This is a genomic window from Peribacillus sp. GL_122 (assembly GCF_057835005.1).
This window is the reverse complement of record NZ_CM174415.1, coordinates 4,812,303-4,839,041: the sequence shown is the minus strand read 5'-3', so window position 1 is coordinate 4,839,041 and position 26,739 is coordinate 4,812,303. Positions and strand designations below refer to the sequence as shown.

Annotated in this window: 22 protein-coding genes, 1 pseudogene and 1 other annotated feature; of the genes and pseudogenes, 12 read left to right on the top strand and 11 right to left on the bottom strand. The window is 41.2% G+C overall.

Annotated features, from left to right (window positions below):
• The first annotated feature begins 9 nt into the window (after positions 1–9).
• The gene (locus tag AC3ISB_RS23390) at positions 10–906 is read left to right on the top strand and encodes a DMT family transporter (RefSeq protein WP_489274576.1); all 897 of its coding nucleotides are present in this window, start codon (positions 10–12) and stop codon (positions 904–906) included.
• Positions 907–937: 31 nt separating this feature from the next.
• Here AC3ISB_RS23390 and AC3ISB_RS23385 read toward each other — a convergent pair whose 3' ends face one another.
• On the bottom strand, positions 938–2,347 hold the full coding sequence (locus AC3ISB_RS23385; RefSeq protein WP_489274574.1) for a LysM peptidoglycan-binding domain-containing protein: 1,410 nt from the start codon (positions 2,345–2,347) through the stop codon (positions 938–940).
• 530 nt (positions 2,348–2,877) lie between these two features.
• Here AC3ISB_RS23385 and desA point away from each other — a divergent pair.
• The 3 genes from desA to argS all read left to right on the top strand — a co-directional run bounded on the left by desA (position 2,878) and on the right by argS (position 6,548).
• Positions 2,878–3,909, top strand: coding sequence for a Delta(5) desaturase DesA (gene desA / locus AC3ISB_RS23380; RefSeq protein ID WP_480340649.1), 1,032 nt, complete (start codon positions 2,878–2,880; stop codon positions 3,907–3,909).
• Between the two features lie 93 nt (positions 3,910–4,002).
• Positions 4,003–4,548 (top strand): response regulator, encoded by a 546-nt coding sequence (locus AC3ISB_RS23375; protein WP_489274571.1) that lies wholly within the window; start codon positions 4,003–4,005, stop codon positions 4,546–4,548.
• A 67-nt stretch (positions 4,549–4,615) separates the two neighbouring features.
• Positions 4,616–4,834: a binding site (T-box leader), on the top strand.
• Between the two features lie 34 nt (positions 4,835–4,868).
• Entirely contained in the window at positions 4,869–6,548 is a 1,680-nt protein-coding gene (argS, locus tag AC3ISB_RS23370) for an arginine--tRNA ligase (protein ID WP_489274569.1), read from the top strand.
• Positions 6,549–6,657: 109 nt separating this feature from the next.
• Here the strand turns inward: argS and AC3ISB_RS23365 are convergent, their stop codons facing one another.
• From AC3ISB_RS23365 to AC3ISB_RS23350, 4 genes and pseudogenes are all read right to left on the bottom strand, one after another.
• Positions 6,658–7,035 (bottom strand): SET domain-containing protein, encoded by a 378-nt coding sequence (locus tag AC3ISB_RS23365; RefSeq protein WP_286178904.1) that lies wholly within the window; start codon positions 7,033–7,035, stop codon positions 6,658–6,660.
• A gap of 72 nt (positions 7,036–7,107) precedes the next feature.
• Positions 7,108–8,178 (bottom strand): annotated as a pseudogene (locus tag AC3ISB_RS23360) (CotH kinase family protein); the annotation flags it as partial.
• 698 nt (positions 8,179–8,876) lie between these two features.
• A complete protein-coding gene (locus AC3ISB_RS23355) occupies positions 8,877–10,058 on the bottom strand; it encodes an NAD(P)/FAD-dependent oxidoreductase (protein WP_377407146.1) in 1,182 nt (393 codons plus the stop codon).
• Positions 10,059–10,097: 39 nt separating this feature from the next.
• On the bottom strand, positions 10,098–10,529 hold the full coding sequence (locus AC3ISB_RS23350; RefSeq protein WP_377398718.1) for a helical membrane plugin domain-containing protein: 432 nt from the start codon (positions 10,527–10,529) through the stop codon (positions 10,098–10,100).
• A gap of 318 nt (positions 10,530–10,847) precedes the next feature.
• Between AC3ISB_RS23350 and AC3ISB_RS23345 the strand changes: the two genes are divergently transcribed.
• From AC3ISB_RS23345 to AC3ISB_RS23335, 3 genes are all read left to right on the top strand, one after another.
• Positions 10,848–11,024: a hypothetical protein gene (locus AC3ISB_RS23345; RefSeq protein ID WP_489274567.1), complete on the top strand. Its 177-nt coding sequence runs from the start codon at positions 10,848–10,850 to the stop codon at positions 11,022–11,024.
• 464 nt (positions 11,025–11,488) lie between these two features.
• On the top strand, positions 11,489–13,528 hold the full coding sequence (locus AC3ISB_RS23340; protein WP_480339559.1) for a hydantoinase/oxoprolinase family protein: 2,040 nt from the start codon (positions 11,489–11,491) through the stop codon (positions 13,526–13,528).
• A gap of 16 nt (positions 13,529–13,544) precedes the next feature.
• Complete coding sequence (locus AC3ISB_RS23335; protein ID WP_480339560.1) at positions 13,545–15,527, top strand: hydantoinase B/oxoprolinase family protein; 1,983 nt, start codon at positions 13,545–13,547, stop codon at positions 15,525–15,527.
• A 228-nt stretch (positions 15,528–15,755) separates the two neighbouring features.
• On the opposite strand, the gene AC3ISB_RS23330 is transcribed toward AC3ISB_RS23335, so the two are convergent.
• A complete protein-coding gene (locus AC3ISB_RS23330; protein ID WP_489274564.1) occupies positions 15,756–16,340 on the bottom strand; it encodes a DJ-1/PfpI family protein in 585 nt (194 codons plus the stop codon).
• Positions 16,341–16,489: 149 nt separating this feature from the next.
• On the opposite strand from AC3ISB_RS23330, the gene AC3ISB_RS23325 reads away from it, so the two are divergent.
• Both AC3ISB_RS23325 and AC3ISB_RS23320 read left to right on the top strand, forming a co-directional pair.
• The gene (locus AC3ISB_RS23325) at positions 16,490–16,921 is read left to right on the top strand and encodes an Lrp/AsnC family transcriptional regulator (protein ID WP_098373785.1); all 432 of its coding nucleotides are present in this window, start codon (positions 16,490–16,492) and stop codon (positions 16,919–16,921) included.
• A 127-nt stretch (positions 16,922–17,048) separates the two neighbouring features.
• On the top strand, positions 17,049–17,876 hold the full coding sequence (locus tag AC3ISB_RS23320; protein ID WP_480339562.1) for an STAS domain-containing protein: 828 nt from the start codon (positions 17,049–17,051) through the stop codon (positions 17,874–17,876).
• Between the two features lie 207 nt (positions 17,877–18,083).
• On the opposite strand, the gene AC3ISB_RS23315 is transcribed toward AC3ISB_RS23320, so the two are convergent.
• On the bottom strand, positions 18,084–18,218 hold the full coding sequence (locus AC3ISB_RS23315; protein WP_286178749.1) for a hypothetical protein: 135 nt from the start codon (positions 18,216–18,218) through the stop codon (positions 18,084–18,086).
• Between the two features lie 29 nt (positions 18,219–18,247).
• On the bottom strand, positions 18,248–18,772 hold the full coding sequence (locus AC3ISB_RS23310) for a GNAT family N-acetyltransferase (protein ID WP_347940504.1): 525 nt from the start codon (positions 18,770–18,772) through the stop codon (positions 18,248–18,250).
• Between the two features lie 157 nt (positions 18,773–18,929).
• Between AC3ISB_RS23310 and AC3ISB_RS23305 the strand changes: the two genes are divergently transcribed.
• Together AC3ISB_RS23305 and AC3ISB_RS23300 are read left to right on the top strand one after the other, a co-directional pair.
• On the top strand, positions 18,930–19,076 hold the full coding sequence (locus AC3ISB_RS23305; RefSeq protein ID WP_347940503.1) for a hypothetical protein: 147 nt from the start codon (positions 18,930–18,932) through the stop codon (positions 19,074–19,076).
• Between the two features lie 115 nt (positions 19,077–19,191).
• Positions 19,192–20,157, top strand: a complete 966-nt coding sequence (locus AC3ISB_RS23300; protein WP_144549202.1) for a quinone oxidoreductase family protein — start codon at positions 19,192–19,194, stop codon at positions 20,155–20,157.
• 397 nt (positions 20,158–20,554) lie between these two features.
• On the opposite strand, the gene AC3ISB_RS23295 is transcribed toward AC3ISB_RS23300, so the two are convergent.
• On the bottom strand, positions 20,555–21,946 hold the full coding sequence (locus AC3ISB_RS23295; protein ID WP_480339563.1) for a hypothetical protein: 1,392 nt from the start codon (positions 21,944–21,946) through the stop codon (positions 20,555–20,557).
• Between the two features lie 201 nt (positions 21,947–22,147).
• On the opposite strand from AC3ISB_RS23295, the gene AC3ISB_RS23290 reads away from it, so the two are divergent.
• On the top strand, positions 22,148–23,950 hold the full coding sequence (locus AC3ISB_RS23290) for a hypothetical protein (RefSeq protein ID WP_489274561.1): 1,803 nt from the start codon (positions 22,148–22,150) through the stop codon (positions 23,948–23,950).
• 101 nt (positions 23,951–24,051) lie between these two features.
• On the opposite strand, the gene AC3ISB_RS23285 is transcribed toward AC3ISB_RS23290, so the two are convergent.
• Entirely contained in the window at positions 24,052–24,744 is a 693-nt protein-coding gene (locus AC3ISB_RS23285; protein ID WP_339200876.1) for an FHA domain-containing protein, read from the bottom strand.
• A gap of 734 nt (positions 24,745–25,478) precedes the next feature.
• Positions 25,479–26,726: a helix-turn-helix transcriptional regulator gene (locus AC3ISB_RS23280; RefSeq protein ID WP_141994068.1), complete on the bottom strand. Its 1,248-nt coding sequence runs from the start codon at positions 26,724–26,726 to the stop codon at positions 25,479–25,481.
• Positions 26,727–26,739: the final 13 nt, after the last annotated feature.

Here is a 26,739-nt window from a genome sequence, read left to right as displayed (position 1 = left end):
GGAAATTAAATGAATAATATAGCACTTCTTCAACTGTCTCTAGCCATGACGATCTTTGGTTCTGTCGGTTTCTTTTCAGAACTATCAGGACTTCCGGCATTGGAACTGGTTTTTGTTCGCTGCATCTGTGCTGCCATTTTCTTATGTGCAGCATGGATGATTACAGGACATTTCAAGAATGAAATATGGAATTCCAGAGAGGTAATGCTCATCATATTTTGCGCAGTGACCAACTTGTTAAACTGGATATTCCTTTTTAAATCTTTCGAACTGATATCCGTGACAATAGCCATTTCGCTCTATCATTTAGCCCCGATCATTGTACTCATTATCGGGAGCTTCATCTTCAGGGAGAAAATGAGTTTATTCTCCATCCTGGCCATTTCACTTTGCTTCACTGGCACATTATTCATTATGGGAACAGATGGATTTCGATCATCAACCCCTGAATGGGAAGGGATCATTTATGGGATCATTGCTGCATTTTTCTATGCGGCAACGATGCTTTTAGGAAAGAGCATTTCAAAGACAAGTGTATACGCGACAACTTTTCTGCAAATGTTCATTGGATTTCTATTACTGATTCCTTTTGTCGATTTTTCAGTCTACACAACGCTAAAATCTTCCGAATGGTTTTATACTGTACTTACCGGCATCATCCATACAGGCGTCGTGTATCTTCTGTTTTTTAATAGTATCCGCCATTTGCCTACAAATGTAGTATCTTTCATGATTTTTGTCGATCCGGCAGTGGCCATCCTTTTGGATATTCTGCTTTCAGGATTTCAGCCGGACAGGATTCAAATCTTGGGTATTTCATTGATATTTATTGGGGTGCTCTATTCACTTAAGACGACAAAACCGAATGAAAATGATGTCGTGCAAAAAAGGCCACACACAATGTGAGGCCTTTTTTCTTTATGGTTTTTCTATCAATCTATTGATTAAAATGATATACATCCCAAATGTCGGGGGTTTCTGATCCAAGGTACCAAGCAGATACACCGCCTAGATGATTTTGCTTTACCAGGTCAATACGGAGCTTCATCGATTTTTTATCTTCTATCCATATTTGATGCTTTTCCCCTTTGGAAGTATACTCCACGTAATTTTGTTGAGTCTTTTTATCCCATACCTTTTTAAGTTTATGAGATGAAATGATTTTGTTGACCTCTGCCATGGTACGGTCATGGCTTTTCACTTTTTTGGTCGATAAATCGGTTACCCATTCTCTCGTATAAAATGGTACAGCCAATATGATCTTATGGGCGGGTACTTCTTTCATTAAAAGCTTAGTTCCTTCTTTGATCCAAGGTAACGAGGAAACGGACCCGGCTACTGGGCTCCCTCCCCAATGCTCGTCATAACCCATTATGATGATGTAGTCTGCTATTTTGCCAAGTGCTTTCCTATCCAGACTTTTTGACCAAAAAGGGTCTTCATTTTCTCGGGTGACATCCACGGATACTTTAATTCCATGCGGTTTTAGTGCCTTTTTCAGTTCGCCTATGAAAAGTACAAAGTCCTTCTTGTTTTTTGGATCGATGTTTTCAAAATCTACATTTATTCCATCACTTTTAGTTTTAACAAGTGAATCACGTAAAGTTGATACTAATTTCTGGCGTTTTTTTGTATTGCCTAGTACAGAACCAGTTAAAACAGGGTCAAATTGATTTCCGATAAGCTGCCAAACTTGTTTTCCTTGCTTATGGGCGTTTTGGACGAATTTTGCATCCGCAGAAACGGAAACGAAATTACCGGAATCCTTCAGCGTATAGGAACGGGGAGATACTACATTTAAATTAGGTTGTTTAATTTGTTGGGTGTAGTTTTCTTTCGATCCATTATGCGTCCAGCCCATGACGATAGGTTTTTGCGCCTTTTTTTGAAGCTGGGATGTCTTTATCCATCCCTTTTTACCATCAAGCAATTGAACTTGGTAGTAATAATCAGGAATCTTCAATTTTTGGCCAACTTTAAGGGTAACCGTATGTAAGTTGTTTAATTTCGTCAAATCACTTGTGGTTACCTTATATTTAGTAGAAATCTTCCACAATATATCTCCTGATACAACCTTATGGATCTTATATTTCTGGGGAATCTTCAGGTTTTGGCCAACATTTATTTCGGTCGAAGGTAATTTATTTTCTTTTTGTAACTCACTTACTGAAACACCATATTGATTTGCTACTTTCCATAATGTGTTTCCAGCCTTTACTTTATGGATAATAGGCCCCGCGGAATCCCCAACGGAAGAAGAAATGACGGGAAACTCCTCGCCCTTTTTTAAGGGCTTTAATTGAGTGGAACCTAATTTAGGAGAACTAAAAACTTTTGTATTGTCCACTTTAACAGAACCTATGTAAAGGGTTTTGTTTGATGAATTACCATTGGTTGGAAAGAGACATGCACAAAGAAGGCTTAATATAATAAAACATCCAAAGAATTTTTTCACAATTATTTTATTCCCCTTTGTAAAATTTAACTTTACCAGTTTACTATGGAGAATCGTCATAAAATAGAGGTACATTGTGGAAAGGCTCTATATAGAAGAAAATAGGGAATCTAATTACGATTCTGTTTGTAGTTCCACTCTAGGGTAGATCGAATTATTTTTGCTTACTGCTGGGAATGTAAGCCTGATATTGACAGTCCCGTTCTTAAAGTAAGGCTACCTGTTATTTCAAGATAACGAAATCCTAAACATATGAACAGGTTAATCAGTTTTTTCTGGTTGGCCTTTTTTACGCTTGCCGTTGGAAATGACTTGTACATGACATTTGTCATCTTCTAGTCATGACACCTGGTACTAATAATTTCAGGTTGATTTCTTTATAATATGAAATAACGACAAATAAAAGGAAGTGCAATTAAATAATGACCTTGCAAAATACAAAAAACTTGAAAAAACAAATTGCTCCTTTTGAACAATCAACGACAAAGCAAAGTATATGGCAGATCGTCAATACCTTGGGGCCGTTCATTATTTTATGGTACCTAGCATATATAAGTCTTTCCGTTTCTTATTGGTTAACTTTAATTCCAGCCGTGATTGCTGCTGGCTTCTTGACAAGAATATTCATTATTTTCCATGATTGTACGCATCATTCATTTTTCAAAAGCCGCCGTGCGAATAGAGCAGTCGGTACGATCATGGGTGTTTTGACTTTATTCCCGTTTGATCAGTGGGGGCATGAGCATTCTGTGCATCACGCAACAAGCGGTAATTTGGATAAGCGGGGTACAGGAGATATTTGGACCCTTACGGTAGATGAATATTTGGCTGCACCGCTTAAAATTCGTTTTGCCTATCGTTTTTATCGCAATCCATTGGTTATGTTTGGTTTAGGTCCAATTTATGTATTCCTTCTTAAAAATAGATTTAACCGTAAAGGTGCTAGAAAGAAGGAGAAAATGAATACGTATTTGACGAATGCTTTAATCGTCGTATTAGCAACATTGCTTTGCCTGGCAGTAGGCTGGCAGTCGTTCCTTCTGGTACAAGGTTCCATTTTCATGATTTCTGGTTCAGTGGGCATTTGGCTGTTTTACGTCCAGCACACATTTGAGGACTCTTATTTTGAAGAAAATGAGGAGTGGGAATATGTATTAGCAGCAGTGGAGGGAAGTTCTTTTTATAAGCTTCCAAAACTGATGCAGTTCCTTACTGGTAATATCGGTTACCATCATGTTCACCATTTAAGTCCAAGGGTACCTAACTATAAATTGGAAATGGCTCACAATAATACGCAGCCTTTAAAGAACGTTCCAACGATTACTCTTGCGACAAGCTTGCGCTCACTCCGTTTCCGTTTATGGGATGAGGAATCCAAGAATTTTGTTAGCTTCAAAGACATAAAATATTTAACGAAAAAAAGCGTTTCCGCTCAAGTGAAATCTGAACTGTAACGTTCATGTATCATTTCAGACTCCCTTATTAATCCTTGGATTTTGGGGAGTCTTTGTTTCATATAAGGAACTCGATAAAGGAGAGAACTTAAAATGATTCGAATTGTCATTGCAGAGAATCAGCAAATGCTGTTAGAGGCAATAAGTTCTCTACTCAATCTTGAAGAAGATATAGAAATTGTCGGGCAAGCCAGTAATGGAGAAGAAGCGATGGCCCTTGTACACCAATTACAGCCTGATGTGTGTATCATGGATATGGAGATGCCTGTAATGAACGGACTTGAGGCAGCAGAAGCATTAAAGTCATTTGAATGCAAAGTGGTCATTTTAACGACATTTCGAAGGACTGGTTATTTTCAACTCGCATTAAAAGCTAATGTAAGTGGTTATTTATTGAAGGATAGCTCGGGTGAAGAGTTAGCCTGCTCGATTCGCGGCATAATGGACGGCAAGCGAATATACTCCCCAGAACTTATAGATGAGTCTCCCAGCAATAATGGCCGGGAAATGGGAGTGTTAGGGCTGTTAGCCGATGGTCAATCCAAAATGGAAGCGTCTAATAAGCAAAGCGACACAATAGGGACCGTAAGGAAATATTTTTCGACCATCAAGGATAAAATGAAGTTACCGGCTGGTTAGGATTTGTTTCCTAAATCCTGTTGACACGTTTTTTTAAATTGTGTACGATGGATTAAATTATAATATTGAAAATTCTGTGATGAAGAGAGTAGTTCATTTCGAAATGGAAAGCGAGTTAGGGATGGTGGGAGCCTAATGCAGGACGGATGAATGAAGCGCACTTTGGAGAAATTTCTTGAAACGTTTAGTAGGGAACATCGGGGAGTCACCTCGTTAACAATGGAAAGTGGTCACAATTTGTGGCAACTAGAGTGGTACCACGGGAATTCATGCTCTCGTCTCTTATTTAGAGGCGGGGGCTTTTTTGTTTAGGAGGGAAAATGTCGATGAATAAACCAATTGCAGAATTGATTTCAACTGCTTTGAACAATGAAATGCCAGCAAGTGAAATAGAAAAATTAATGGAAAAGCCTAAATTGATGGAGTTAGGTGATGTCGCCTTTCCGTGTTTTACTCTTGCAAAAAAATTCAAAAAATCGCCTCAAGTGATTGCATCTGAAATAGCCCAACAATTAAACAGTGATTTGATCCAAGAAGTAAACGTTGTGGGTGGTTATCTGAATATTTTCGTCAATCAACAGATGGTGACGGAAAACGCGCTGCAAACGATATTAAGGGAAAAGGATCAGTATGGTTCACTGCAGCCTGTACAGGAAAATGTCGTGATTGATTACTCATCCCCGAATATTGCCAAGCCTTTTTCCATGGGGCACTTACGCTCAACGGTCATAGGGAATGCACTGGCTAACATTGCCGGAAAAAATGGCTACAATGCCGTGCGTATTAATCATTTAGGAGATTGGGGCACGCAATTCGGCAAGTTGATCGTCGCGTATAAGCTGTGGGGCGACAAAGAGGCAATTGAAGCTTCGCCGATTCAGGAATTATTGAAAATCTATGTGAAGTTCCATGAAATAGCTGAAACGGATGAATCGTTGAATGAACAAGCACGCGCAAGTTTCAAGTCGCTTGAAGATGGGGATGAGGAAGCACTGGCATTATGGAAATGGTTCAGGGATGCGTCCTTAAAAGAATTTGAGACGATTTATGATTTATTGGGCATCCGTTTTGATTCCTATGCCGGAGAAGCGTTTTACAATGACAAAATGGATGCTGTTGTCGGGGAACTAAAAGAAAAGGGCTTGCTTACCCTATCCGAAGGTGCCTATGTCGTGCAATTGGAAGATATGCCGCCTTGTTTGATTACGAAAACCGATGGGGCGACACTTTATGCGACGCGTGATTTGGCTGCAGCCATGTATCGTAAAAAACAGTACGGGGCGAAGAAAACATTTTATGTTGTCGGGAACGAACAATCCCTGCACTTTAAGCAACTTTTTAACGTCGTTGAAAAAATGGGATATGATTGGTCAAAAGATTTGCAGCACGTAGCATTTGGCATGATGTTAAAAGACGGCAAGAAAATGTCGACACGTAAAGGGAAAGTCGTGCTGCTTGCGGATGTATTGGCAGAGGCAATCGAAACTGCGAAGCGCAATATTAAAGAAAAAAATCAAGCGCTTGAACAGAAAGAACTGGTTGCAAGACAGGTTGGTGTCGGAGCGGTAATCTTTAATGATTTAAAAAATAACCGCATGAACGATATTGATTTTTCATTAGAGCAAATGATGAATTTTGAGGGAGAAACGGGTCCATATGTACAGTACACATTTGCGCGAATTTCCTCATTGCTTGAAAAAGGTGAATTTAAAGAGCAGTCCATCACTTTTGAAGCTTTAGGAGAATATGCGTGGCCGGTCATCCAGATGTTGGAGCAATACCCGATCATTGTCCAAAAATCATTTGAACAAGCCGATCCATCACAAATCGCGAAATTCAGCTTGCATTTATCGCGTGCATTCAATAAGTATTATGCACATACGAAAATCTTGGTTGAAGATGAATGGAAACAAATGAAGCTCTCATTCGCTTTTTCCGTAGCGATTGTATTAAAGGATGCGCTAAGTTTATTGGGAATTTCAGCGCCGAATAAAATGTAAGTTAAAGAGTCCTTGCATTAGCGAAGAAAACTGAATAAAAAAAGAATCCATTTTGATCAATTCTCCTTCAAAATGGATTCTTTCAAAATAAAATGGAAGCAAAAAACGCCTACTCGATGACATCGAACCATAACGGGGATTTATTATCAGGTTCACCATTGTAATTGATCGTTATTTCCTCGCCAGCCTTTATATCTTTATGTGCATAAAAGTCTATCGTTAAATCTTCTAAATTATTATCGAATGTCGCATTTGGAGTGTATGAATGATTGAATAGTGAACCATTTCCTAAGGCAATGACAGTTTCATCGTCATCTCCCCAATAGAAACAGTGAGGAAAGAGTGCGGTTTTCTTTAGATATTTCCATTCATGTTTGGGTGAAATGATGACAGGTGATACCTCAATGAGTTCATCTTTTTTAATATCCCTTGTAGCATATACTCCCCTGCCATACTTCCCCGTATTTTTAATGCAGATTGGTGACACGGAAGCAACTCCCCCTTTTCGGTCCTGTTTGGCTATCAGTTGTGTCGTGGCATTTTTTTCATCTAGGCCACCAAGGTGCTTATTTAAGTAATCACTGCGTTTGCGGATGAATTCGAAGATGAATTCCGGTTCTTTGTCGAATAGATCAATCTTTTTCTTTTTATATGGATCAAGAAGGATGTGGGGGCGTATGCCCTGGTGCAGTGGTAATACTTTATTTTCCATATGCTTCACAGTAAATGTGGTTTCCAATGTTTCAACCAAGAGGTCTTTGTAGAACTTACTGTATTCCGGAACCTGCAAGAGCAGAGGAATAAGGTGGTTTGTCTTTTTCCCTCCGATAGGGACATATGTGTGCTCCATGATCCCCCCACTGACTTTGCGTCCCCAAGTGGCATCGTAATCCCAAGGAATGATTTCAAATAACTTCGTTTTACTATTGCGATATAGTGCATAGTTATGAGTGAAACCGTCGTTATTCATGGTGCAAACGGCTCCAACCAGCCAGCGTAAGTATTTATGGATATCAAGATGCTGCGAGACTACTTCAGGAAACTTTGCAAGTGGGGTGGTGTTGATTTTTTTGATGAATTCGATTAGATATTCATCATCGGCGGGTTTGCCAAACGCTTGTTTATAGCCTGACGTAAGGGAGTCTTTCGCTTTCCCGTCCCTTTCCAATGAAAAGTTGGCATTATTGTTGACAGCATAATAAATCGGGCCGGCAGGAAGTCCTCTTTTTTCTAAAAAAACCCCATCGACGGAATCCAATTGTAAATACACACCTTTAAACGTGCCATTTCGGAATAGGTTGATGTGTTGGCTATGAGGGGAAAGGACACCAAGGTCTTGAAAGAAATCGAGTGAGAGTTTATTGCGAATGAGGGAAGGATCCCTGTATTCTGCATTGAGATGGATTTTGTGGGCGCCAAAGAATCGTTCTGGCTCGATGAAATCAATCCAATAGGATCTTTTCCGGAATTTGCGGGTATAAGAGCCCCGATAGGCAATATCGATAACATAAATGTCGTTTTCTACTTTCAAATGGGCGGGAATAGGGTCATCGCTCCAAATATCCGCACGTAAATCTTCTAGATCTTCTTCTTCTATCATTAAGAAATAAGATGGAATATGATAAGACATACACTCACCTTCCTTCCTTGTATAAGTTGTTTTATGGACAGTCTTGACCTTAATGAAGCCGTAATATCATAAAATACTTCCACTTGATCAATCAGGGATTAATCAAGCTGAAGCATTTTATATTTGACTATCTATCTTCTTCTTTTTTTGCCACGTCCAGTGGACGAGCTCTTGATGAAGTAGATGTTGTTGTTGTATATGTGATACCAGTAGTTATGATACCAGTAGCTGTGTTGCCAGTAGTTGTGCTGCCAGTAGATTATTTTCCAGTGGATTTATTTCCAGTGGACTTGCTGCCAGTAGAAGTGCTACCAGTAGAAGTGCTACCGGTAGATGAACTGCCAGATGAAGCTGCTTTTCCTTTTTTCCCTTTCGGCATACAAACTCCTCCTTTAATAAGGTTAATTTTATGATATGCAGTATCGTACATACTTGAGCGTCAGTTAATGACAAACGGGCTAATAAAAATTAACGGAGAGGATTTAGGAGAGTTGCCTAATCCCAGGAGATTTATAGAATGGATAAGCAACAAAATGGAGTACCGTCCATTGTTAACATCTTTCGTCAATCATTGCATCATGATCAGGCATTATAATAAATTCATGAAAAAAATGCCCTTTAATCCCGATGACCGGGAAGAAAGGGCATGTACCGCGGACATATCAATGAACTGGATGTCACGTCACGGCTATAATAAATTAATAAGCCAAGCTGAATAGGGCTTTGATGTGTGATAGATAGCGAACATTACTTGCTTCTTTCATCAATGTAGCCGGAAGGCCTTTAAGGGAAGTGTTATTGGCCCCAACGGTTGCCACCGCATCCTTACGGCCAAGGCTCGCAAGTGTACCTGAGTTTACAGGTGAAAATTCTTCAAGTTTCTTGCCTTCAAAGGCTGCATATAGGTTGTATCCAACAAGCTCACCCATTTGCCAAGCATTTTGTGCAGTAGGAGCGTATGGACGGCCGCCTTCTGGAGGGAACGCAACGGCACTGTCCCCGACAACGAATACGTCATTATGGGATTTGGATTGCAAATACTCATTAACGGTCGCTTTGCCGCGATCCACTTCAAGGCCGGATTCGCCTACGATTGGAAGAGCCGCAACTCCGCCTGTCCAAACAAGCGTATTGGCCGTTATCGTTTGTCCATCTTTCAATTCGATTTGATTTCCTTTAACACCCGTTACAGGCAGACCTGTCAAGAATTCAACGCCGCGTGCTTCCAAGCTTGTCATCGCACGTTCGATCAAGTGGTCAGGCAGGACCGGAAGGATTTTTGGACCAGCTTCTACAAGCTTGATTTTCAAGTCCTTGAAGTCCACTCCGAATTTTTTGGCGATTTTAGGGAAATGATCCACGATTTCACCGATTAACTCGACGCCCGTCAATCCGCCGCCGCCGATCACGATAGTTGCGTCCGCTTCATTATTCGTTTGTGCAAATTCGCGGATGCGATCTTCGATATGTTTGTAAATCTTGTTTGCATCGTTTACGGATTTCAAGACCATGCTGTTTTCCTCAAGTCCCGGAATGCCGAAGAATCCTGTTTGGCTTCCTAAAGCAACAACCAGGGCATCATAAGATAAAGTGGAACCATTGGCAAGTTTCACTTCTTTGTTATCGACTGAGAAAGAATCCACTTTGGAAATGATAAGGTCGATATCTTTTCCTTTGAAAAGTTTTTCCAACGGAATGGAAACAGCTTGTTCAGAAATGGATCCGCCTGCAAGACGGTGCAATTCAGTGATGATTTGGTGTGTTGGAAATTGGTTCACCACTGTAACCTGTACTTCATCTTTTTTGTAATATTCACGTACGGATAAGGCAGATAGCAATCCAGCGTAACCTGCACCTAAGATGACGATTTGTTTTGACATAGTTAATCCCCCGTCCTTACTGATTGAAAGTTTATCAAATTATTTTTGGTTTTTACGTTCTGAAGAGACTTCAAGAAAAGCTTGGGCGAAACGGAAAAGTTTTTGTGCTTGAGGGTCTTTCATCATTCTTAACAGACCAAAAAGACCGATCACGTCATGATTCACTTCAGCACGATCCTTAGCTTCGATGGCAGTAGCCGCAAGCCCTTTCACTGAATCGACTACAGGTGTCGCGATCTCCGAAATGGCGCTGACCGTATCGTTTTTCAAAACATCATCAGTCGCAACCGATTGAGCGAAATCATAAGACTTTGTTAAAATATTCACTAACTCAGTTAGTTTTGGTAACTGCTCAACTAAAGTGTTCAATGATTCCTGAACCTCAGGGTTTAATAATTGGTCCAGTACATCTAATTGTTTTTGGCTGGCATTAAGTTGTTCAGTTTGTGATTGGGTAATCGTTTCTGACATATCCAATTCTCCTTTGCAATAAGCATTTTGTTGATGTAAATAGAAAAACTTGTAAAATATTACACAATGTGTGGCAAGAAAAAATACTAACAAAAATGTAATAAAAGCTAAACTATAGTATATCCCTTTAGTTCCATGAAAACAGCTGATTTTAAAAAAAAGATTCATAAAATAATCTTTTCTCGCTTATTTAAGTACAGATTCTGCTGGAAGGTTCCATTCTTTACCTAAAATGGACTTTGAGGGTGTCTATCATCATCGCCTGTCATACATATTTCCATCTTGATTTGCCATCCTAAATGATGGAGGTGAAAAAATGTGACTGATTCAGAATCTAAACTTACAGACGAGAATGATGATAAGAAGTTTCATAAACTGGTTGGCAGTATGGAATATACTAAAGCACAACTATCGGAAGGCATGAATGGAATTTCTGAAGTTTACCTCAAAAACAGTGAGGAAGGCACATCGGAAACACCTGATAATGTTGTGTAAGCATAGCGAAACAGTTATGGTTCCTTAATTTTACTTATTTTTGTAAACTTCTTACCCTTGTAAGTTGTTTGACTATTCTAAAAAATACCCTTGACTTTATGGTGGATTGACGTAAGATAAAGTATATAGCCATAGTGAACAGGTAGTTTTATCTAGCAAATACTACTCTGCCATCGCCTTAAATGGACTTGGTGATTTAAAAGATGAATTCTATAATAACTGTCGAATCTAATAGACTTCGCCGCCCAGCGAAGCTAAACCTAGATCAAAAACCAGTTATATCAATGATTTTTTATTGATATGACTGGTTTTTTTTATTTCATCATTCATCTTGTCCCTTTTTTGGCCTAAGAAAATCCAGCGGCTGGCTGACACTCTTTCACACAATTAAGCGGTGAAATGGGCACGAAGCAATGTCAAAAGGTATAAATTATTTTAAATCTTGTAGCAGGGGTGGGAATTAAATGATAGGTACGAAGCAAACTAGGCTCGCAATTGATGTAGGAGGAACATTTACGGATGTGTTCGTTTTTGATGAAAGCACGAAGGAAATTTCAATCACGAAAACGTCGTCGACTCCTCTGAATCCAGAAATCGGCATTTTGGATGGAATTGCAAAGGCGGAAATAGATTGTGAAAATATTAAAGTGTTTTCCCATGGTACAACAGTGGGCACCAATGCCTTGATTGAAAGGAAATTGCCAAAGACAGCATTGATCACATCCGCTGGATTTCGGGATGTATCGGAAATCCGCCGAGGAACCAAGCTTGAGTTATGGGATACATATGATGATGTAGCCAAACCGTATATCCAAAGAAGAGACCGTTTTGAAGTGGAAGAGCGCATCGATTTTGCAGGGAATGTCTTGACGGAAATCAATGAAGAGGAAGTACGGTCACTGGCAAGGAAATTAAAAAGACGCGGTACCGAATCAATTGCGGTTTGCTTCATGAACTCGTATGTAAATGGAAGCAATGAGGTGAAAGTGAAACGAATCATCCAGGAGGAACTCCCGGAAGTTTATATATGCATTTCAAGTGAAGTCCTTCCTGAGATTTTTGAGCATGAGCGCATGAGTACGACGATCGTCAATGCGGTTTTAGGACCGACTGTCAGCAACTATATTAAAACCCTTGAAGGTGAAATGAATAAACGGGGGTATGAAGATGACATATTAGTGCTTCACTCCGGCGGAGGGGTAATGACATCCCAAACCGTACCCCGTTATGCGGCAAGGCTGGCAAGTTCCGGAATCGCTGCAGGTGCTATTGCCAGTAAACATATCGCCCAGCTTTGCGGGTTCAATAATGCAATTGGGCTGGATATGGGAGGAACGAGCACCGATATTTCCTTGATGCATGAAGGTGATTTGCGGATTACTAAAGATTGGTATATCGAGTATGGATATCCGATTGGATTCCCAAGTATCGAAATCTTGACGATAGGAGCAGGAGGCGGAAGCTTAGCTTGGGTGGATGAAGGCGGTTCTTTACGCAATGGCCCTCAAAGTGCAGGCGCGGTTCCTGGACCTGCTTGCTATAGCAGGGGTGGCGTGGAACCGACCAATTCCGATGCCAATATTGTATTGGGACGGCTTGGCACAAAACTATTGGATGGACAAATGGAACTTGATAAACAAAAAGCGATTGAAGTCGTGGATAAGATCGCCAAGAAATTCGATTATACGATTGAAGAAGCGGCGAATGCCATCACACGGGTGGCCAATGCCAATATGTGTGATGCGCTAAGGCTGATTTCAGTCAGAAGGGGATACGACCCCCGCGACTTTGCACTTGTGGCTTTCGGCGGGGCTGGACCCTTGCATGGAGCGTACCTGGCCAAGGAAATGGAAATCCCGACTGTCATCATCCCGCCGCATCCGGGTGTTGCCGCCGCAATGGGATGCCTGTTGGTCGATGTTCGTCATGATATATCCAAAACCTATGTCAAGAACGTCAAGGATGTATCGTTAAAGGATTTAGAGAAGGAATTCATCGGAATGGAAAAAGAGGCAGCGGAGTTATTGCAAGAAGAAGGGGTCGCTAAGGAAGCTTCCACATTGGTGCGCTATATTGACATGAGGTATTTGGGACAGTGGCGTTCATTGGCGATAGAAGTCGATTGCCCGATTTCTTCATTGGAAGAGACCCTTGATCGTTTCCATCAAGAGCATGAACGGGAATTTTCTTTCTCCGATAAAGAACAGACTGTGGAAATCTACGGGCTGCTCGTTACGGCTATCGGAACTGTGCCAAAACCTGAATTCCCGACTTATGAACCAGGGGGCACACTTGCTGATGCCTTGAAGGAAACGCGTGATGTCTATTTCGAAGAGGAAGGGTATGTGAATACGAACGTGTATAACCGGGAACTCATTCCGGCCTTTTCTGAAATCTCGGGACCTGCCATAGTGGATCAGCTTGATACAACGACTGTCATTCCGCCAAATTTCACGGCAAAAGTTGATAAATACAGAAACTTGATTCTTTCCCAAAATAAATAAAAAGAGGTGGATTTCATTGTCGAATAAACAGTTAATTGACCAATCTGGAGTTGGAACAGGTTTAGATCCGGTGACATTTGAAGTGATAAAAAATGGCTTCGTTAACCTTGTAGATCAGATGGCTGAACAAATCCTTCGGACATGCTATTCCTTCGTCATTTATAATCGGGATTTCAGCTGTGCGCTTTGTGATGCAGAAGGAAATACAGTCATGCAAGGGACGCAGGATATTTCGGTTCATGTAGGAACACTGCATCTAACGGCAAAGGCGGTGCTCGAGGACTTCGATGGTGATATCCATCCCGGGGACGTATTCTTGGTCAATGACCCGTATCGGGGCGGTACTCATTTCAATGACACACGGGTTCTCTTGCCAGTCTTTCATGAGAACAAGCTCATTGCGTTCACGCAGACGAATGGCCACTGGGCCGACATGGGGGGCTCGACACCTGGCTCCTTTGATATCAATGCCAAGGAACATTTCGGCGAGGGAGTAAGGATTCCGCCTCTAAGGATATATAGTAAAGGAACATTTTTAAAAGATGTCGTCAATGTGCTCGTTTCGAACATGCGCGTCCCTGAGGAACGTGTCGGCGATCTTCGTGCTCAAGTGGAAGCGGCCAAGGTAGGCGAGCGCCAGTTGTTTGCCATCATCGAGAAGTATGGAATCGATACGACTTTGTCTGCCTTTGCGGAAGTTCAGAATTATGTGGAGCGATTGGCAAGGGCCAAGGTTGCGGCTTTACCGAATGGAACCTGGGAGACCGTTGATTATATTGATATGGACCCGGAAGCCGGAGACGGTCTGATCCCGATCCGGGTTAAGATGACCATCACGGATGACGAGATCCATTATGATCTTTCTGGATCGCATTCTTATATCGGATGCTTTTTGAATGCCGGTTTCGGGGCATCTTTATCAGCAGCATACTCGGGAACCAAGACATTCTTTCCTGAAATACCTTTGAACTCCGGCTTTTACAGAGTGGTGAAGATCGAACTGCCGGAAAACTCCGTCGTCAATGCCCCGGCACCGATTGCCGTAACCGGTTTTTGTTCAGGGGCCTATGAAAAAATCATGAGTGCGTGCTTCGAGCTCTGGTCCAACATCATGCCGGAAAGAGCGATCGCATGCTCATTTAACCTGGAGTATTTACTTATCGGCGGTTGGGATCAACGCCAGGAGCAAGATAAATACTTCATGTGGTATGACTGGATGGCCGGCGGTCATGGAGGACGCTATGACCGGGACGGTGTGAACGCCACTTCGCCGACATTCGGTTTGGGCCTCAGTGTACAGCCTTGCGAAGGGCAAGAAAGATTGTCACCTGTCGTGACGATGAAGCATGAAATCATCACCGACTCTGCCGGGCCGGGGAAATACCGCGGCGGGTGCGGTGTAGAAAAGGGCGGAACACTCACGAATGTCAAAAACACCGTCATGTCCTATTGCTGTGACCGTTCCCGTTCAATAACATGGGGGATTTTTGGAGGGCTTCCTTCTTCCCCGCATGGAGCATGGCTGAATCCGGGTAAAGAAGACGAACGATATTTAGGTGCGATTTTCTCAAATGTGAAGGTGCAGCAAGGAGATTCCTTTGTACGCCCATCCGCTGGGGGCGGGGGACTGGGAGATCCGCTTGAAAGAAGTCCCGAAGATGTCTTGGAAGATGTTATTGATGAGTATGTTTCAATTGAGCGAGCCAAAAAAGACTATGGAGTCGTGATCAAGGAAATCGATAAAGATCTCGATTTATTCGAAATAGATGTTGAAGCAACAGAACAAGCTAGGGCGTATATCAGGAACAACCGTAAACAATGGCTTGAGGAAAACATAGAAAGCGTGGAAGATAAATTCGCCAATGGCGAGCTGGATAGTCTGGATGTCATTCGCCAGTATGGTGCCATCATCGATTATGCAACGAATAAAATCCTGCCAGAATCAACAAAACAGTTCCGTGAATCAATGAAAACCCGTTCATTGGCTTATTGGAAGTAACGTGAAAAAGGTTCCGAATTCATTCGGAACCCCTGACTGTAGATGAACTCGAAAAAAACGAGTTTGCCTGCAGTTTTTTTAGTTGAAAAAAGTTTCAGTTGATTGGAGCGGGTGTTCGAGAACCCTGCTTAGAAAAGCGCGTCCAGGGGAGAACCCGCAGGCGCAAAGAGCGCCGAGGAGGCTCCCCGACCGCCCGAGGAAAGCGAGTGCCTGGAGCGGAAATCAACCTTAATGGAAGCCCATCAATTCCTTCACATGTTTACAATTATCTTTGGAAGTGAGCATTTCCAAGAGCGTAAATGCAACGTCAAATCCTGTGGAAGGATTGTAGGATGTAATGATATTGTCCGTGACGACAATCGGTTCATTAACGACAATCGCACCAAAATCTTTTAGCTGCCCCTGTCTCTTACTGGTTGGATGATTGTATGTAGTGGCCTTTCTTCCATTCAATATCCCGCTTTTTCCTAGTGGTAGAGAGCCTACACAAATGGTTGCTATGATTTTGTTATTATCATGAAAATACTTGATCACATCAAGAAACCTCTGATCATAAGCATCCTCATAGAAACCGGCTTCTTCAAAACCTCCTGGAATGGCCAAAGCATCGAAGTCATCAAGGTTCACTTGATCGAGGGTCAATTCCGGCTGCACGATGAAATTCCATGTGCATTTCAATTGTTCATGAAGTCCTACCGTAACCAGATCAGTCGTACCATCACCCTCTAATTTATTCCAGCCCAATACATCTGTAAACACACTTGCTTCAACCGCTTCGAATCCATTGGATAGCAGCATCAATACTTTTTTCATCGTGAATCCCCCTTATTTATATTTGTATTTATTATATAAAAAGCGAATTCCCTAATACATATTATAAATTACGTAATCATTTCTTTTCTGTTTATTTTATAATGTATTTAGGTGAATTCTATTAATAATAAAAAGTGGGAGTGATTGAATTGGATCGAACGGATAAAAAGATACTTTCCTTGCTGGAGAATAATGGGCGCATGTCCATGAAAGAACTGGCACAGGAAGTTTCCTTAACGGCTCCAGCAACGAAAGAACGTGTGAATAAATTAGAGGAAAGCGGAGTGATAAAAGGATATAAAACGGAAATATCACTTGAAAAACTTGATAGGAGCATAACGGCATTCATATTATTCGAAACGGATAGATGCAAAGACTTTTATCAATTTAGCTTGAACCATCCGGAAGTACTGGAATGCCACCGGTTAGCCGGTCAATACAGTTATTTGGTTAAAATAAGTACATTTTCCATGGAAACGCTGGAAGACTTCGTCGATGAAGCCATTAAATATGGGAAATCGTCCACCCATCTGATATTTTCTTCCGCATCGAAAAATATTTTTTCAGGTGAGGAGATGTAACCGGTTTTAACCCATTTACTATCCGTATTTTTAATATAGGAGCAATTAGCAGGAAAAAACTCCACCAATATAGAAAGTAATTAGTAACAAAAATCACAGTTGGAGTTCAAAAAGGGAGTGGGGAAGAGTGAGTTTTGTTTATGAGGAAGAAAAGATAATGGAATTCCTTTTGCAGAATAAAAGTGAGTTTGAAGAATATCTTTTATCAGAAGCTGTCAATGTCAGGGGTAAAATTGAAGAAATTCTGCTGATTGGAAATGTCGACCTTTTGAATAATGCCCATAAGCTCATCCGTTATATAGTGGAACAGAATGAAACGGATATGATTGCATTTGCCGAACAAGAGGGAGTTACGTGGGCAACCCACTCTTTGACGCTTTCATTCAAGCTGGAATGGATTCAGGCCATCCGCAGAACGCTTTGGACATTTCTTTATAAGTTCGAAAGTGCAAAAGTAGTGTTCAGTGAATCCAAAACCTTTTTTGAATTAGAGAAAAAAGTGAATGAAAAGGTTGATGTATTTCTTAAATCCTTTTTCGTCAGCTACTCCGATTACAAAGACAAATTGATTCTGGCTCAGCAAAACTTGGTGGAAAATCTATCCGTCCCGATCATTCCAGTCACTTCCACTACCTGCGTTCTTCCATTAATTGGTACAATCGATAATACACGTATACAAATAATCGAGGAAAAAGTATTGCAGGAGATAGGTAAACTGCGGATACAGACCTTGATCTTGGATTTATCCGGTATCATCGAAATGGAAGTTGAAATCATTAATGATTTATTGAAAATCCTCGATGGAACGGCAATGATGGGGTGTAAAGCTATAGTGACAGGATTACGCCCTGAAGTGGTAACGAAAATGATCCGTTCAGGGGTTCAGATCGAGAATAGAGCAGAAACAAAGGGTACGCTGCAGCAGGCCTTGAAGGACTATCTTGTAGTCACCTAATCGTGAGGTGAAGTCGCCATGTTTTGGTGACTTTTTTTTATAGGTAATTTGGAATATCAAGGAAATGGTTTTGCTGTTTTTTTCGACTCGGATAAGTAAATGGAATGGGGAAACGGATGCTCCGATGCCGTTGAACCGAATGAGCTTGGTATCAATATGAAGAGGGTTACAGACTGTAGAAGAAAATCCAGTTTGCCTACAGTTTTTTTATTGAAAAAAGTACCAGCTGTTTTCAGAAATCCGCTCCCTTTCCGCCGACTGTCTGCCAAGCCTCATCAAAGCAAACGTATCCGGGGTCTTGGCTAGCCAGTTATTCGGTAGGAGTGTCGCAAATTTCTTCAATGGAACCCTCTAAAGAGGTTTTCTTTATTTCACTTCAGCAAAGAATACACATATGTATCATGAGGGATACCGTTTTGGTAAATATAACTCCTTAATATTCCTTCCTGGATGAAGCCCAGCTTAAGCAAGAGCTCACTTGATGGCTTGTTTTCCAGGAAAACGACCGCGCCGATGCGGGTTAAATCAAGGTCGTTGAAACCGTAAGCGATAATTTCTTTAAGAGCTTCTGACGCAAATCCTTTACGCCAATGTGCTGGATGGATTTCATAACCGATTTCCGCCCGTCTGTATTTGGGACTGTGGGCATGAAAACCGATGGTACCAATCAATTCCTGTGTATCTTTTCTTTCAATCCCCCATCGGATTGCTCGTTTTTCAAGATAGTTTTTCGCAAAAGACGTTATGGTGTCCTTTGCCTGTTCGACATTTTCCAAAGAATCCTGGCCATAAAAGCGGGTGACTTCATCTTTTGATAAGCATTGGAAAACAGCTTCCGCATCACTTTCACGAATTTCCCGAAAGCGTAACCTTTCTGTGTTCAATACAGGAAACATTTTTTTCCCTCCTTATATATCAGTTTTACATCTATTCGGTCTCCGCGATGGTTTTTCCTTTATTATGAAGCGCTTATTTTGCCGGTATTTTCGGTGGTAATCGGACAAGCTAACAATAGTTCAACATAAATAGCTTTGAATGAAGGGGAGATAGATCATGGGAAAAAAACATCGTAACCGTACCGGTTCACCGAAAAAGAATAACCATATTCCGAAAGCGGACATCATTGCAGAACATGAAGCACACGGTAAGGAATATTCTGCGAATAAACGAAAGAACGGCCCTGGTACCAATACAGATTGAGTAAACTTAGTGACCGCTCTAGCCTTTAAGGGAGGGCGGTTATTTGTATTTCTTGCCAGCAAAGGGTTCATCCTATATCTTAAAGAATGAAGAAGCATTGAAGGGAGTTAGGATGATGAAAGCACTTGTCTTTGAAGATTTCGGCGGGCCGGAAGTCCTGTCTGTAAGGGAAATTGCAGAACCTGAACATTCAAAATCAGCCGTGATCGTTCGAATGAAAGCAATCGGATTGAATTTTGCTGATGTATATAGAAGGAAAGGGAATTATCATTTGGTGGGTGATCCCCCATTCATTCTAGGTTATGAGGGGGCAGGGGTCATCGAATATGTTGGGGAAGATGTCCATCATGTGAAAGTCGGTGATCGTGTCGGGTTCGCTGATGTTCCCCATGCCAATGCGGAGCTGGTTTCAGTTCCAGCTGATAAACTGTTACCGCTGCCTGAGGGCATTTCCTTTGAAACGGCCGCATCCGTTTTACTTCAAGGATTGACTGCCCAATATTTAACTCATGACAGTCATCAAGTTAAAGCAGGTGAAACCATTCTGGTCCATGCTGCTGCTGGTGGAGTCGGTCAATTACTGACACAGATGATCAAGATGAAGGGCGGTCAGGTCATTGGCTTGACCTCATCAAATGATAAAGCGGCTGTTGCTAAACAAATGGGTGCGGCTCATGTTTTCCTTTACGGATCGGACTGGGTGGATTCCATTATGGATGTAACCGGCGGTAAAGGCGTTGATGTCGTTTATGAATCAGTGGGACAAACCTTGATGGATAGTTTCAAGGCGACCAAGACTGGAGGAACTGTTGTATTTTTTGGGATGGCAGGCGGTGATCCTGAGAAAATCGATCCAAGAATGTTAATGGATACATCGAAAGCATTAATAGGTGGAGACCTTTGGAACGTCCTGACTACCCATGAAGAACGGACAAGAAGAACAGCAGAGCTGTTCCAATGGATTCTGTCAGGGGAAATCCTCATCAAAGAACCGACTCTTTTCTCGTTGGAAAATGGGGCGGATGCACATAGACTTCTTGAAAGCCGGAAAAGTTCGGGGAAAATATTATTAATGCCATAACAAGTCATGAGGGCTTTCCATTCTAAATGGGGCCCATTTCTTTTACCCGTATAGCGGCCTGCCTAGATTCAACCCCTTATTCATACTGATGATCAAAACCTTTTTCAGTTCCTTTATATAGACCCATTCTTAGACCCTTAGAATAACTCCATATAAATGCCCTCGCCCATGCAGGGGTCATGGCCTGCCGTCAAAAAAAACTTCTGCCCAAGTTCCCTTATCCACAAGATCCATATGCAACACACGAATTCAGGGGAGAAATCCACAATGTGCCAATCACTAAACTACAATCGTCATTCTGCAATTCACAGTCGGTTTTCGTTACAAGCAAAAAAAGAGAACGGATCCGTTCTCTTGGAAAACAAATGACATATTAAAAGGCTTAAACCGTGTGGTTTTAAGAGGAAATGGAGAGAACGTCGAGACGCTCCTTTTGGATAGCAAAATAGGATTGGAGGGTTTCCTTTTTCTTAGTGAGAGGGAAGTTCCGGACAGCCGGGGAAACTGCATGATTGCCGAATTTAAGCAGCAAGGTCAACAGCCTGTCCAACTGGTCATATGTATCGTTTCTAATGCGTGCCATATATTCGGCCGCGACCTGCTTATCATAATCGGTACTTTTCCTTTTTCCTTCTGCCCGGAATTCTTCTGTCACTGTCTTTACACGGGAAATGAGCCATGTTTCGCACCAGTCGTTCAGCACATGACGGATGAAGTCTGCTTGATGATACTTTTGGAGAATGGGCTTGATATGTTCAGCCATTTCCAAATCATTCACTTGCCGGCAGAGAGCTTTCTCGGAGATGTTTCTATGAAAATGAACGCGTTCAAGCAGGCTTTTGATGGATTCTGCCTGGTGGGCATACTTGACCATCTGTTCCAATGTTTCATTGTACATGATCTTGCTTAAATAAGCAGAGGCTTGTTTTGGGGCAAGAAGTAACTGCTCATTGGCAGAAATCGCCTGGCCAAATTTCTTAAGAGAATGAGAATAGACGAAACGGGCTAACTTCTGCAGTTCCTTTTGGATATCATTGGAGATGTTTTTCGTTTCCTGCAGAAATGAACGGAAAATATATTTGCCTGCCCGTTCCAATTCCTTGCATACAGAATCATTGATATGCCCAATGTAGCCAGAGTTAAAAATCGTTCTCCGCAACCATGTCCGTTCCGCCCTATTTTCCTTATATTGCTCCAAGACGCCTTCGGTAAAGGTGAATACCAGAATTTCTTTCTTTGAAAAAGCCCTGCTTGCAAAAGAAATCGTCACTAAATGGCCTAAAGCGTCATGGATGGCATCGACTGCATCCAATAAGCGCTTTCTCGTGAATGGCGAGTTGGAATCAGGAACGATTTCATTATAATCGAATAGAACTTCTTCAGACTTCAAAACAGACATTCGGAAAGCGCCCATAAGCAGCAGCCGTTTTCCATGAATTGTTAAGGCTTTGAAAGCATCGCAATAAAAGAAACGGTATTTCTTGCAATAACGGTCCGTCTTCCTGTTATAGCCAAGATTACTTGCAGGACCAAGGTTAAACTTATATAAAGTATCTTCTCCTTGATGAACAGGCACAAACACTTTTTTTAGTGATCCTTGTGGTGCGGTGAATTTATTGATGATCTGCCTTAAGTACTTTTCTGTCGTTCCTACTCCTCGGGCCATCATATGAAGCGGGCTCTGGATGACCCCGTCCCAATCACTGTGGAGCAAGGCGTACAAACACGTATCGAATTCAGTAGAAGATACATTTCTTAATAGGTATTGGTAAGTTTCTTCATAAATCATAAGGCTTCGCCCCCTTTGGCACCCATCCTTTTCTAGAGTCTATATAAACATTAAATCGATAAAAGTAGCATCGTAGGAGTAAATAATATTGGTAGTTTTCTTACGTTATTTCGATATATTTTAAAAATAGTAAATTAGTTGTACAAAAGTGATAAAATAGGTAAATGGAAACATACATGACAAGGAGAGATTTTTAAAACCATGATACTTTCACTACTCGTTTTCATCTTGAAAGGAATTTTATTGAAAATGCCATTTGCCATATTGGGACTTTCCTTGATTCCGCAGAGATGGATAAACGCAATCACCAAAAAGGAAATACCTTTTTTCATTGAACAGGTGCTGAGACTTTTAGTTTCTGCTGCCGTACTGTTTTTCGTTATCGATATCATGCTGCTGGATCTTACTGCCGCTGCATTCTTTTCGAGTTTTGCCATTATTCTAGGGCTCATTCTCATCATCGATTCAAGAATGTATATGTACAGTGCCAGTGAATCTTCAAGTACCCGACGGAATCGGAGGGGAAATGAAGCTTTGATGCAACCAAAAACACCTTGGAACGTACATTTCAACAGTTTGATAGGTGTCGTTTTGATATTAGCATGGGGCATCATGCAGTTTTACTCCATCACTTTTGCCGCTGATCTGCATGGGTTGGCGAAGGTCGATAAGAAAAAAGAGCTGGAAGAAGTTCAAGATATAAAAACCATGCCGTTTGTTACAGTGAAAATGGCTGATGCAAAAGGCGATGCAGCGATTAATAAAATAGAAAATGCATCATATTTCACTGAAGGCGAATACCGTCTAACCAATATCAATGATGAATTGGCTTATACATCACCCATTGAAATGGATGGGTTTTTGAAAGCCGGGAAAGCGGAATACACGCCAGGTTATAATCTGATTTCCGCCGTATCGACGGATAAAGGGGCGAGTACTGTCAAAGGGAAGATGCTATATGCTCCCTCACAGTACCTCGATCATGATTTGGAAAGGACCATCCGCAAGGCATATCCGAATAAAATCATCCATGATTCATATTTGGAACCGAACGAAGATGGAAAGCCTTTCTTCGTAGCTTCAGTCGGACATTATTTGAAATACCGCAGCGGTCCCGTAGTCGACGGGGTGGTATTGGTAAATCCGGAAACAGGGGACACGAAATACTATCCAAAAGGAAAAGAACCTAATTGGGTAGATCGGACTTTCACATTGGAAACAGCCCTGGAATATTGGACCTACTGGGGAAAATATGTTCACGGATGGAAAAACCAGTCCTTGATTGGGCCGAAGAAAGATGTCCTGATTCCTAATGAGGATAATATGCAAGTTACGTTTAACGAAAAAGGCGAATTGATTTATGTAGTGGACTTTACCCGGGCTAAATCAAAAGGCAACTCCAAAACCCTTGTAGGTTATGGTGTTTTCAATGCCAAAACCGGTGAAATGACGTACTATAAAGGCGTTACGTCCGTTCTGACTGGAAAGGAGGCAAAATCCAACGCAAATGCGAGTGAGTTTTTGTCTAAATATCCAGGCTGGAAAGCCACTAATGGAATTTTCTATACGATTTACGGTGCTCCCACTTATGTAATTCCGGTTACAAAGGGCAGCAAGTTCCAAGGTGTGGCGATCGTTTACGCCAATAGCGATAATCCCCAAGTGGTCTTTGGGAAAACGAAAGACGAAGCTTTCCGCAATTATAAAAAACTGATTGCCTCTTTAGGGAAAGTGAGTGGTGTGACGCCTCAAAAAGGCTTTGAGATGAAAGAAATAAAGGGGAAGGTAATAAGGATCAATGATGCCAATCTTTCAAATGGATACGTATTCCATTTGATCGTCGAAGGCAATGCCAAGAGGTTCTCGGTGGACCCTGGGGTCAACGCGCTATCTGATATTGTGTTGACGAATGTAGGAGACCGGGTTGTGCTGAAGGTGATGGATATGGAAGAAGACATCGTTCCAGTCGATGAATTCACTAATCTGGACTTGCCAAAGAAATGATAATGGACCGGGTGGATACCTGCTTGCCGTCCTCGATATAAACATGAAAAAAAAGCATTGTTATCAGCAATGCTTTTTTTCATGTCTTCGAATGATTGTCATTATAAGTCCGATAGATTGAATGAATGGATGGATTCCATATAATATCCTTTTTGAATGACGGCTTTTATTGCAAAGTGCCCATTTATCCGTTTCCGCACTCGGTACAGCAGTGAAGCGATTTCTTCTGCCGTCACAATTTGCTCGGGATCACCGACTCTCTCTGGCCATACATGCTGGACAATCTCTTCTTTTGAAATAAGGTTGTCCAAATTTTCATAAAGCAGCTTAAAGCAATTGAATTCCTTTGTCGGCATTTTAATGGGTGCTTCTTCATTGATGATCACGGTCTGAAGGTGCTCATTGATAGTGACGGTTTGCTGGAAATCGGGGTTCACCGGAGTGAAATCCCGTGTTAAATCGTTGTCGATGGAAATCATGAATTCAATCAGTCCATTGATCAAAGTAATGGAATCCCCCGGTTCAATGTGACGGGGATTTCCCGGTACGAGCGGCATCTGGTTCACCGAGGTACCGTGTTTGCTTGCCAAATCCTCAATGAAGAGTTGTCCTTCCTCCATATAAATCCGGCAATGTTCCCTGGAAACGAAGTCATTGTAAAGCTTGAAATCAGCTTTGGAGTGTTGGCTTGCACGGCCGATCAGCAAGCTTTTCCCTTCAAAAACATAAGCGAATTCCTCGGTTTGGCCTTTGTGCAAGGCTCTTAATACAACCTTGAAAGTTTTATAGATCATTCACTTCATACTCCTTAAAAAGTCTGAATATTTAAATTATTTTTATAGATTTATCATTTTGGCTACATGGCTGTTTAGTGGATTCAATTTTATAATTATAAATTATCAGTCGCTTACTTACTAACGAAAAATGAAAAAATACAAATTAGGCATAAAGCCATTATAACAAAGTGGAATGAAGGATGAAGAAGAAACTCTATTTTTGCTGATGTTGGCTTTGACTGTGGGAGGAGTGCTTCCTCAAAGCCGGCCAGACGGCACCGGAAGAAGTTTGCGATGAAAATGTACCTTACGCTTGTGGAAAAGGAGTTGACCAAAGGTGAGTATGTGGAGAGATAGGATAAATGCCTTCAGCATCCTGCTGATGATCATTAGTATGATAGTATATATTATTTTTCCCCAGCCCTTTACACTCATTCTGTACTGTATATTTGGCATTGCCTTTATCAGCCTGACTTTACTGAATTAAGTCTATCCTGGATTGGAAGAGGGAAAGAAGAAGATAGAAAAAGGTGGGGGAGCATGGTGAAAACATCAAGACCCATATTTTTTAACCTTTCAATCGCTTTTTGAGAGGTTTCTTTAATAGTATCCGCGACAGCAATCACGTTGGGTTAGCTTGATGGGCATGTGGCGGTACCCCATTATACAAAAAAGTACCCTATAGGTAGACTTTTTTAGTGTCTACTCTATAGGGTACTTTTTAGCAGAATACTCACGCTGTTTTTAGTAGGCTAGATTTCAAATTCGTGGCTAGTCCTGAACTGTCTTGGCGTAACGTCTGTATGTTTTTTGAATACTTTTGTAAAGTAACTCTGGTCATTAAAATTAAGTATGAAACTTATCTCTGATACAGTATAATCGGTAAGAATTAGAAGCCTTTTTGCTTCCTCGATACGCTGCCTCTGAATATATTCACTTACTGGAATACCCGTTTCCTTTATGAATAACTGTGACAAATAGCTTGGATTTAATCCGGTGTGCTCACCAAGGTTTTCCAGGGTTATCTTCCTATATAAATGCTTAAAAATATAATTTTGACAGGACAATACCGGTTTAGAAACAATTTGCCCCTTATTTCTTCGCTCGACATCAACAAATTCAAGAAGTACGTCAATAATGGCATTTTCTACCTTATAGATTGCTTCTAATTCTTCAATATGCTGAATGTGCATATCACTCATTGTATATGCGGTTTCCCAGTCTAAACCTCCGTTTATAGCGGCTCGTGTCCAAAGCGTAACAGCAGTTATGGCAAAATTCTTCCTGCTTCTTAAATAGCTTTGTTTGGATAAAGTTCCAATCGATTCCTTAGGGAAAGACAGATAGGCCTTTAACGCTTCATCCTTTTTTCCAACCTTAATGAGGTGGTACAAATTTTTCTCAAAACTCGGATCCATATGGAAGAATTTGTTTTCACGCTGATTCGACACTATGACATCAAGATGGTCGGTTGGGGTAACTTTGGGTGAATAGATATATGACTGCTCCAATACTTCGTTCACCTTAAGAGTTTTCCCACAAACAAGGTAATAGAGGAGCGTTCCGATATAAGCCAGCCTCTTTTGGTTAATCACTGGGATATTCTCGTAATATTGGAACCACTGATCATGATAGTTGCCTGGCACCTTGTTATCTATTATAAGGATTTTTTTGGATTCCTCGGTTAATCCTTTATAGAAAGATGGTCCAATCACAATGGTTCCCAAAGATGGATGACCAGGCAGGCGTAGAATAAGAAAGTGCTCCAAAAAATTAGTCATATGGATAGCCGGCAATAAAGTTCCTTGGTAAAAATGTGTAATTTCACCAAGAAGCTCTTCAATCCCTTCGAATAAGGGATTAGCTTTAAAAGTTTCAGGTAATTTAATTGTGACTTTTTTATTCTCATTTAAATAAAAAACAGGTAAGTCGAATGTTTTGAACATAAGATTACAAATATATGGAATATCCTTCCTGTTAACCATTCTATTCATTTTCATATCACTTGCCTTT

What these genes read in the sequence shown, in the direction of transcription:
- AC3ISB_RS23340 (WP_480339559.1), top strand. Translation starts at nt 11,489, where the DNA reads ATGATAGGTACGAAGCAAACTAGGCTCGCAATTGATGTAGGAGGAACA.
- AC3ISB_RS23280 (WP_141994068.1), bottom strand. Translation starts at nt 26,726, where the DNA reads ATGAAAATGAATAGAATGGTTAACAGGAAGGATATTCCATATATTTGT.
- AC3ISB_RS23310 (WP_347940504.1), bottom strand. Translation starts at nt 18,772, where the DNA reads ATGTTTCCTGTATTGAACACAGAAAGGTTACGCTTTCGGGAAATTCGT.
- argS (WP_489274569.1), top strand. Translation starts at nt 4,869, where the DNA reads ATGTCGATGAATAAACCAATTGCAGAATTGATTTCAACTGCTTTGAAC.
- AC3ISB_RS23350 (WP_377398718.1), bottom strand. Translation starts at nt 10,529, where the DNA reads ATGTCAGAAACGATTACCCAATCACAAACTGAACAACTTAATGCCAGC.
- AC3ISB_RS23300 (WP_144549202.1), top strand. Translation starts at nt 19,192, where the DNA reads ATGAAAGCACTTGTCTTTGAAGATTTCGGCGGGCCGGAAGTCCTGTCT.
- AC3ISB_RS23375 (WP_489274571.1), top strand. Translation starts at nt 4,003, where the DNA reads ATGATTCGAATTGTCATTGCAGAGAATCAGCAAATGCTGTTAGAGGCA.
- AC3ISB_RS23390 (WP_489274576.1), top strand. Translation starts at nt 10, where the DNA reads ATGAATAATATAGCACTTCTTCAACTGTCTCTAGCCATGACGATCTTT.
- AC3ISB_RS23355 (WP_377407146.1), bottom strand. Translation starts at nt 10,058, where the DNA reads ATGTCAAAACAAATCGTCATCTTAGGTGCAGGTTACGCTGGATTGCTA.
- AC3ISB_RS23290 (WP_489274561.1), top strand. Translation starts at nt 22,148, where the DNA reads ATGATACTTTCACTACTCGTTTTCATCTTGAAAGGAATTTTATTGAAA.
- AC3ISB_RS23285 (WP_339200876.1), bottom strand. Translation starts at nt 24,744, where the DNA reads ATGATCTATAAAACTTTCAAGGTTGTATTAAGAGCCTTGCACAAAGGC.
- AC3ISB_RS23330 (WP_489274564.1), bottom strand. Translation starts at nt 16,340, where the DNA reads ATGAAAAAAGTATTGATGCTGCTATCCAATGGATTCGAAGCGGTTGAA.
- AC3ISB_RS23295 (WP_480339563.1), bottom strand. Translation starts at nt 21,946, where the DNA reads ATGATTTATGAAGAAACTTACCAATACCTATTAAGAAATGTATCTTCT.
- desA (WP_480340649.1), top strand. Translation starts at nt 2,878, where the DNA reads ATGACCTTGCAAAATACAAAAAACTTGAAAAAACAAATTGCTCCTTTT.
- AC3ISB_RS23305 (WP_347940503.1), top strand. Translation starts at nt 18,930, where the DNA reads ATGGGAAAAAAACATCGTAACCGTACCGGTTCACCGAAAAAGAATAAC.